The organism is Roseibium sp. (genome assembly GCF_025698965.1).
Lineage (GTDB): Bacteria > Pseudomonadota > Alphaproteobacteria > Rhizobiales > Stappiaceae > Roseibium.
This window is the reverse complement of record NZ_JAILWL010000314.1, coordinates 1-7,845: the sequence shown is the minus strand read 5'-3', so window position 1 is coordinate 7,845 and position 7,845 is coordinate 1. Positions and strand designations below refer to the sequence as shown.

Here is a 7,845-nt window from a genome sequence, read left to right as displayed (position 1 = left end):
GTGCGCGTAGCAGCCTATCGATGTCGGGCGCGGTGTCGGTGTGCCCATAGCTCAGCTGGATAGATCGCTGTCCTCCGAAGGCAGAGGTCTCAGGTTCGAATCCTGATGGATGCGACAACTATTGTTGGATTTCACAGAACGTTGGAGAAAATCCAAATTAGTTGGATAGCTTTCAAGCTCTCGCCAGCCTGTGAACTGCACAGTTTTACGTGCGCCACATCCTTTGACCTCGCCAAGCACCTGTCATTCATACATTTTATGCCCTCCGAAGGCAGAGGTCTCAGGTTCGAATCCTGATGGGTGCGCCATTTATTTCAAAGACTTAAGCGCACTGAATTCTTTCATTAAAATTTCGAGTCACCACCCAGTCACCACGCTTATGGTAAACGCTTGTTAACGTTAGACCTCTGCCTTTGGGTGATTCTTGGACTGATAATTAAATGAGCCGCCATGAAAAAGCGCGAATTGGTATCGCGCCGTCAGCCGCCTCGCCATACTGATCGCTACGAATGCTTATCAACGATACAGCAGAAGAATCGGACTGTTCGAACCACCCCAGCAAAACTGCTCACGTAGCTCAGGGAAATCGGCTGCAAACAGCATAGCTTGCAACCAGCCGCTACAGCCTTACCGACAAATAAATAGGCCATGGCGATTTCAGAGAGTGGGCTTCTAAGCGCATTTCCGTTCACTCATGCTGGCCTGGCTCATTCTTCCAGCGCTTAGAGATCATCCGCTTCACGAAGCCCGTACCTGGAACGCGAACGCTATACAGCCCTCTTACAGAGAGAGGGCGCAAGCCAGACGCGAAATGCTGTTCACAGCCGGGCATGCAGACACTATGAGTCTGCGCCCAACATTCGCTTGATTGATGAAATCTCACTCGAGTGAGCAGCGCAGCACTGCGCCTCAGCAAAAGCCGTTTAGTAGGGTTTGCTCAGAGTTCAGGCTTATCCCACCAGTGGGAACAAACATGTTGCAAGTGCGTCATAAAAAAAATCTGGCGCTCAACCTTATATTTTGGTTATCTAGAAATGAATTTTACCGTCTAGGGGGAAGATGGGTGGCATCATGGACGGCAGTGCACACCATTTAAAACTTGAAGAGTTTCCCATGAATGAGGACCGCCCCTGGTTGCAAAGGGCGTCCAAGCGCGTGCTCGATATAAGCCTTGCACTCGCAGGGCTCATAATCCTGAGCCCTGTTCTGATAACAATTGCCGCCCTTGTACGTCTGCAAGACAAGGGTCCAGCGATCTTTGCACACACTCGCATTGGCCAGAACGGCGAACCGTTCAGGTGCTATAAATTTCGCTCCATGGTGATTGACGCCCCGCATCGTTTAGAGCGCCTCTTGGCAACAGACCCTGAAGCTGCAGCGGAATGGGCTCGTGATCAGAAACTCCGCAAAGACCCTCGCATCACAAAGCTTGGTGGATTTTTGCGCCGCTCTAGCCTTGATGAGTTTCCTCAGCTTCTCAATATCCTGCGTGGTGAAATGTCTGTAGTCGGCCCCCGTCCCATCGTGATGGATGAGGCGAGACGGTATGGAAACAAATTTGAAGCTTACAAGGCCGTGCGACCTGGCGTGACCGGGTTGTGGCAGGTGAATGGCCGTAATGATGTGAGCTATAATGAGCGCGTCGAGATGGATGCGCGATATGCTCGAGAGTGGACGGTGCTGGGCGACATCTGGATCATCATAAAGACAATCCCGGCAGTCTTACTTAGCCGAGGGGCGAGCTAAGAAGGATGAACCGAGTGATTGTCGACAATCGGCGTTATCGGGTAGTTGGGCTTGCTTCCAATCTTTTCCTTTCGCGAAAGGGCGACAATCAAAGCTTTATGTCGATGAGCATAAGCAAGAGCCTTCTGGCGGAGGCTCGGGTCGTCACGTTCTCGATCTTGCATGCGGCCTTCTGAACCGGGGTCACGATGTAATTGTCGTCTGGTCGCAGGTCAGAGCAGAAACAAAATTTGCCGCTGCATTGACTGAGTTGCTGGGTGACAGGGCCATCGTCGTCAATATGAGACGCGCTGTTGGAGTGCACGACTGGTCGAGTTTGCGAGCACTCGCCCGCTACATCCGACAAACCGGCCCATACGATGTCTTGCATGGTCACAGTTCTAAGGCGGGCGCCCTGATCCGGCTCCTGCCGCGGAGCCTGCCGGGGGTGCGAATCTACACACCGCACGCCTTACGCACCATGGACCCACACGTGTCGAGACCCGCAGCAATGCTTTACGGGGCTGTGGAGCGCTTTCTCGCCCGGCACACTGACGCGCTGATTGCAGTGAGCGGCGCGGAGGCGCGGCACGCAGCAGAGTGCGGGCTGCGGCCGCTATGTCTCGAGACCGTCGTTAATGGCGTCGACTCGATCACCGGTGAAGACCGGGCTCGGGTGCGTAAACAATGGGGCGTTGCTCCAGATGCGATTGTGGCGGGATTTGTCGGCCGATTCACTCCGCAAAAGGATCCGGTCCGCTTTTCCGAGGCGCTGTCTATGGCGCGTGACCGCGTCCCGAATCTCGTCGGTGTGATGATGGGCGACGGTGAACTGCGCGCCGCGATTGAAACGGCCGGTGACGCGGAGGCTCTGCGCATGCCCGGCTGGGTCGATGCACGAGTCGCTCTTTCTGGGCTCGATATGCTGGTCATGACGAGCCGGTACGAGGCGATGCCCTACTCGCTTCTCGAAGCGCTTTCCGCTGGCCTTCCCATTCTTTCAACTGAGGTCGGCGGAGTGGATGAAACAGTTATTGATGGGGAAAATGGCCGCCGCTTTGCTAATACCGCGTCCAGCGCAGAGATAGCAAACGTGTTAGTCGCGGCAGCATCCGATCGTCAGCAACTCACCCGATGGGGCGCGGTCTCGCGTGAGCGAGCGAGCCGCTACACTATCGAAAATATGACCAACCAAACAGAAGCAATTTACCGTCGCGCTATTGAGCGGCGGGCGGCCAAAATTCTGCTGACTAATTAAATGAGCGTCTTCGCCATCATTCCCGCCCGCTACGGCTCGTCGCGCTTTCCCGGAAAGCCGCTGCACGAGATCGCCGGCCTGCCCATGGTCGAGCGCGTCCGGCGCCTGGCGGTCGCCGCGCCGGGCGTCGACCGGGTCCTGGTCGCGACCGACGACGAGCGTATCGCCCAAACGGTCGAGAACTTCGGCGGCGAAGCGGTCATGACGTCGCCCGACTGCCGCAACGGCACCGAGCGGGTTCACGATGCGGCGAGGACCTTCGCGAAGGCCGACGATGTCTTACTGAACCTTCAGGGCGACGCGCCGCTGACGCCGCCTTGGGTGATCGATGCGGCCGCCGCGGTCATGAAGGCCGACCCCGCACTCGCGATGGCCACGCCCGCGGTCGAACTTTCCGGGCAAGACCTCGAACAGATGAAGGCAGCCAAGCGCGCCAGCGAGGTGGGTGGCTCCACGGTCGTTTTCGACCGGAATATGAATGCCTTGTACTTCTCCAAGGCGATCATCCCCTTCCAGCGCCACCCCGAGGCCGGAACCCCGGTCTACAAGCATATCGGGTTGTACGCCTATCGCTTCGCCACGCTGGAACGCCTAGTCGCGCTCGAACCCTCGCCGCTTGAAAAGGCGGAAAGTCTAGAGCAGTTGCGCGCGCTGGAAAACGGCATCTCGATCCGTATCGTGCTGACCGATTACCGTGGTCGTACACCGTGCTCGGTAGATTCTCCGCGCGATGCCGAGATCGCGGCCCGAATCATCGCGCGCGAGGGGGAAATCGTCTGAGATGCTGCTGATACTGGCCCGTCACGGAAATACGTTCGGCCCCGGGGACACCCCGGTCTGGGGTGGCGCACACGAAGACCTTCCCCTGGTGGAAAGCGGGCTCGAGCAATCGCGCGAGATCGGCCGCGCGATCCGCGATGCCGGCCTAGTGCTGGACCGCATCCTGGCCGGACCTCTCAAACGCACGCGGACGGGGGCCCGCCTCGCGGCGGAAAAATGTGGTTTCGCCGGAGAGGTGGAGATCGACGAGCGCCTCAAAGAGATCGATTACGGCGTCTGGGGCGGCAAGACCGACGGCGAAGTCGCCGAACAATGGAACCAAGGTACGATCGACGCTTGGCGCGAGCGCTCGATCCCGCCGGAGGGCGCGGGCTGGTCGCCCTCCCCGGCCACCATCCAGGCGGATGTGCGCGCCGTCTTGGCGAGCGTGACCCGTAATCTGTCACAGGACAATAAGGTGCTCATCGTCACGTCCAACGGCATCCTGCGCTATTTCCACAAACTGCTCGCCGAGGACGGTGCCGCGCAGGGATCGACTAACGTGAAGACCGGCCATATGTGCGCCTTTAATGTTACGCGAGCCGAAGCAACGTTGTCGGTATGGAATGCGGATGCCTCAGAATTTAGAAGCGTTATGGCAAAAAGCTTGGAAAATTAGGCGAGAGGGCGGCGTTTGTGTCTGACTTAGCGGAAAACGACCCACGTCCGGACGACGAGTTGGATTGCTTTAAGCGTGTTATTCAGCTTGAAGCAAAGGCGTTAGAGGCGCTTGCTAATTCCCTGGATTCCTCAGCGACCGCAGCAGTCGAACTGATTTGGAAAACTCGCGGCCGGGTGATTTGTGCAGGCGTAGGCAAATCAGGTCATGTTGCTACTAAAATTGCCGCAACTCTTGCTTCAACCGGAACCGCGGCACAATTCGTCCACCCCTCAGAGGCGAGCCATGGCGATCTCGGCATGATAACTCAACAGGATAGCGTTATCGCATTGTCGAAGTCAGGCGAGACGCGAGAGCTCAGTGATCTCCTTGCGTACTGCAAGCGATTTGGCATTCCTCTCTTGGGCCTAACTGCTAGGCGGGAGAGCACGCTGGGGAAACTGGCAGACATTGTTCTGCTTATTCCGGAGATAGAAGAAGCTTGTGGTGAAACCCGTGCCCCTACAACATCCACTACTATGATGATGGCGTATGGCGATGCCCTTGCGGTGGCGCTGATTGAGCGGCGCGGGTTCACGGCGCAAGCTTTTAGCCGATACCATCCCGGCGGGTCGCTTGGAGCAGCGTTGGCAAAGGTCGAAGACCTTATGCACGTCGGCCATGCAATTCCCTTGGCACAAGTCGGTGATCCGATGAGCGAAGCGCTTATCGAGATGAGCAGCAAGGGATTTGGTTGCGTCGGTGTCGTCGATCAAATTGGTCAGCTGGCAGGAGTCATCACCGACGGCGACTTAAGACGAAAGATGTCCGGAGACTTAACAAGTCAATTAGTCGACAATGTCATGACAACTCCGGCGAGGAGTGTTTCGACTGGAACTCTCGCAGCTGAAGCGCTCCGCATCATGACGTCGGGGAAAACGAAAGTAACTAGCCTTTTCGTTTGTGACGGTAAGCAACGTACCATGGGATTACTCCACATCCACGACCTGCTGAGGGCAGGCCTGGCTTAGTGGGCCGAGGAGAAATAATGAGCAGAGTCAAATCAGTCATCTCAGTGCCTTGCCCGCGAGCAGCGAACGTTGAAATCGGAAACGACCGCCCGCTTACAATCATCGCGGGCCCGTGTCAGCTGGAGAGTCGTCAACATGGGCTTGAGGTATCGGCAGCGCTCAAAGAAATATCGCAGCGAACTGGCGTTCGCATCATCTATAAAACGTCATTCGACAAAGCAAACCGCACAAGCATCGAGGGGCATCGCGGCATGGGGTTAAAAGCCTCCCTGCCAGTTTTCGCAGAAATCCGAGAAGCTACGGGGCTTCCGATCCTGACAGACGTACACACTGCGGAGCAATGTGCAATGGCGGCGGAAGCCGTCGACATCCTTCAAATTCCAGCTTTCCTGTGCCGGCAAACTGACCTTCTCATTGCTGCTGCGCGTACCGGGAAGCCGATCAACATCAAGAAGGGTCAGTTTTTAGCGCCCTGGGACATGAAAAACGTTATCGAAAAGATCGTTAGCGCCGGAAATCCCAATGTTATGGCATGTGAGCGAGGGGTCAGCTTTGGTTACAATACGCTTGTTGTAGACATGCGATCGATCCCCATAATGAAGGAAATTGGCTGTCCAATAGTCTTCGACGCCACCCATTCGGTCCAGCAACCTGGAGGGCAAGGCAGCTCATCGGGCGGGCAACGAAAATTCGCCCCTCATCTCGCCCGGGCCGCTGTGTCGCTGGGGCTTGCAGCCGTATTCATGGAAACGCATCCAGACCCGGATCGCGCACCCAGTGACGGCCCGAATATGATCCCGCTAAACAAATTCGAACGCCTCATCAATGAGCTTTCACAGTTCGACCAATTGGCTAAGAGCATTGGTCACATCACCTTGTAGAAAATGTCAAATTGTTTGAATGGCTCAATCCGATGAAATCAACCATTTTTGGGATTCTTTCAAAATTGCAGATCAAGGCATCGTGCCTATTGGACGGTGTTAACCAGAAAATGTATGGGCGCCAAGGTCGGAACGTCGGAACTGCATGGCGAGGTTTAGAAATCGTCATTTCTCGAAAACCGCATAGTCTCATTGATATTGGTTCAGGGAGTGGGACGCACGCTGAAGAATTTCGTAAATCCGGGATTAAGGTCAAAACACTTGATTTTGGAAGTTCTGTTTATTCGGCTTCCAGCACAAACCCACCCGACTTTGTCGGGAACTTTTATGACATTCAGATAAACGAAAAATTTGAATGCGTTTGGGCCTCTCATGTCCTTGAACATCAACCAAATGCGGGCCAGTTTCTTAGTCGCTGCAGAGAATTGATCGAAAAAGACGGATATATTGCTGTAACAGTACCACCAGCCAAACCAATTATCGTTGGTGGACACCTTTCGATCTGGAACGAAGGTTTACTAATTTATAATTTAGTGAGATCTGGTTTCGACTGTTTGAATGCAACGGTTGTGCGGCATGGGTATAACATAACGGTGATTGCGCCGCTCGCACAGGATGTGCCACAAAGTGCTACATTTGACAGTGGCGATTTAGCCGACTTGAGAGGACGGCTGCCTAAATCACTACGTTGGCTGGATGAAGACGCCTTCTACGGGGGGAGCTTCTTTTGACACAGGCGCAATCGCCCTTGCCGGCCCAAATTTGTGATTTGGATACCTGAAATTCTTGTGCGTCGACCTGATGGTAACAGTCATTCGATTTAGGACCGATAGGACTCATCCATGAGAAGCGTTATAATTGCTTCCGCGACAACACCTGAGGATGTCAAATTTCTGAAGGCGTATGAAACACATAGCTCCCATAAGCTTCTTGTATTGTGTACGAACTTCCTTTCTTGGGCGCTTTCGAAAAAAATTGGCTTGTTGGCCCTTCGGCCACCAAAAAAATTATCAGATGCTCCAATTCATCGCGCCCAAAGTGGCTTCTCAACAATCTCGAAACGGCTCTCAATTGCTGATGCAAACTACGCGGAATACGGCGCATACAAACAACTTTGCTCGATTGACGAGCAGATCATTTATGCGATCATTCCAAGCGGACGTCACGCGCATCAGGTTGGGCTCAGTCGCTTTTGTTTAGAGCAGAAGGTCCCGATGATTTTTCTTGGTTATGGAAATATCGCCGGGAAAACGGTCGTAGACCCATGGGGGACAGATGCAGATGCGCATTTTTACCATCGGCCTAAACAATCGATATCGTGGCTAAAGCAGAATTCAGCTAATCCTTCCGCGCAAGTATTTGATGTTGATCAAACGATCTTAGAAATTCAAGATCGAATTCGTCAAAGAGTTAAGCTTCCACAATCGAAAAGCAAATATTATGCTTTTCAAAAGGATGCTTTATTCACAATCGACTGGATTGCGCAGATGCTTACAAATAGAATAAGCGATCGACGCCCGTACCCAGGCGAAA

The 7,845-nt window shown here is 54.3% G+C and carries 8 protein-coding genes, 1 tRNA gene and 1 pseudogene; all 10 read left to right on the top strand.

Annotated features, from left to right (window positions below):
* The first annotated feature begins 236 nt into the window (after window positions 1-236).
* A tRNA-OTHER gene (locus K5905_RS22045) sits at window positions 237-308 on the top strand.
* A 763-nt stretch (window positions 309-1,071) separates the two neighbouring features.
* Window positions 1,072-1,746, top strand: a complete 675-nt coding sequence (locus tag K5905_RS22040; protein WP_297587805.1) for a sugar transferase — start codon at window positions 1,072-1,074, stop codon at window positions 1,744-1,746.
* A 142-nt stretch (window positions 1,747-1,888) separates the two neighbouring features.
* A pseudogene (locus K5905_RS22035) lies at window positions 1,889-2,362 on the top strand (glycosyltransferase); the annotation flags it as partial.
* Window positions 2,363-2,401: 39 nt separating this feature from the next.
* On the top strand, window positions 2,402-2,983 hold the full coding sequence (locus K5905_RS22030) for a glycosyltransferase family 4 protein (protein WP_297587808.1): 582 nt from the start codon (window positions 2,402-2,404) through the stop codon (window positions 2,981-2,983).
* Window positions 2,984-3,763, top strand: a complete 780-nt coding sequence (gene kdsB, locus K5905_RS22025) for a 3-deoxy-manno-octulosonate cytidylyltransferase (RefSeq protein WP_297587803.1) — start codon at window positions 2,984-2,986, stop codon at window positions 3,761-3,763.
* A 1-nt stretch (window position 3,764) separates the two neighbouring features.
* Entirely contained in the window at window positions 3,765-4,421 is a 657-nt protein-coding gene (locus K5905_RS22020; protein ID WP_297587800.1) for a histidine phosphatase family protein, read from the top strand.
* Window positions 4,422-4,438: 17 nt separating this feature from the next.
* Window positions 4,439-5,431, top strand: a complete 993-nt coding sequence (locus K5905_RS22015; RefSeq protein WP_297587798.1) for a KpsF/GutQ family sugar-phosphate isomerase — start codon at window positions 4,439-4,441, stop codon at window positions 5,429-5,431.
* Between the two features lie 17 nt (window positions 5,432-5,448).
* Window positions 5,449-6,312 (top strand): 3-deoxy-8-phosphooctulonate synthase, encoded by an 864-nt coding sequence (gene kdsA / locus K5905_RS22010; RefSeq protein ID WP_297587795.1) that lies wholly within the window; start codon window positions 5,449-5,451, stop codon window positions 6,310-6,312.
* 11 nt (window positions 6,313-6,323) lie between these two features.
* The gene (locus K5905_RS22005) at window positions 6,324-7,043 is read left to right on the top strand and encodes a methyltransferase domain-containing protein (protein ID WP_297587792.1); all 720 of its coding nucleotides are present in this window, start codon (window positions 6,324-6,326) and stop codon (window positions 7,041-7,043) included.
* Between the two features lie 111 nt (window positions 7,044-7,154).
* Window positions 7,155-7,845: hypothetical protein (locus tag K5905_RS22000; RefSeq protein ID WP_297587790.1), on the top strand; the 691-nt coding region annotated here is incomplete at its 3' end.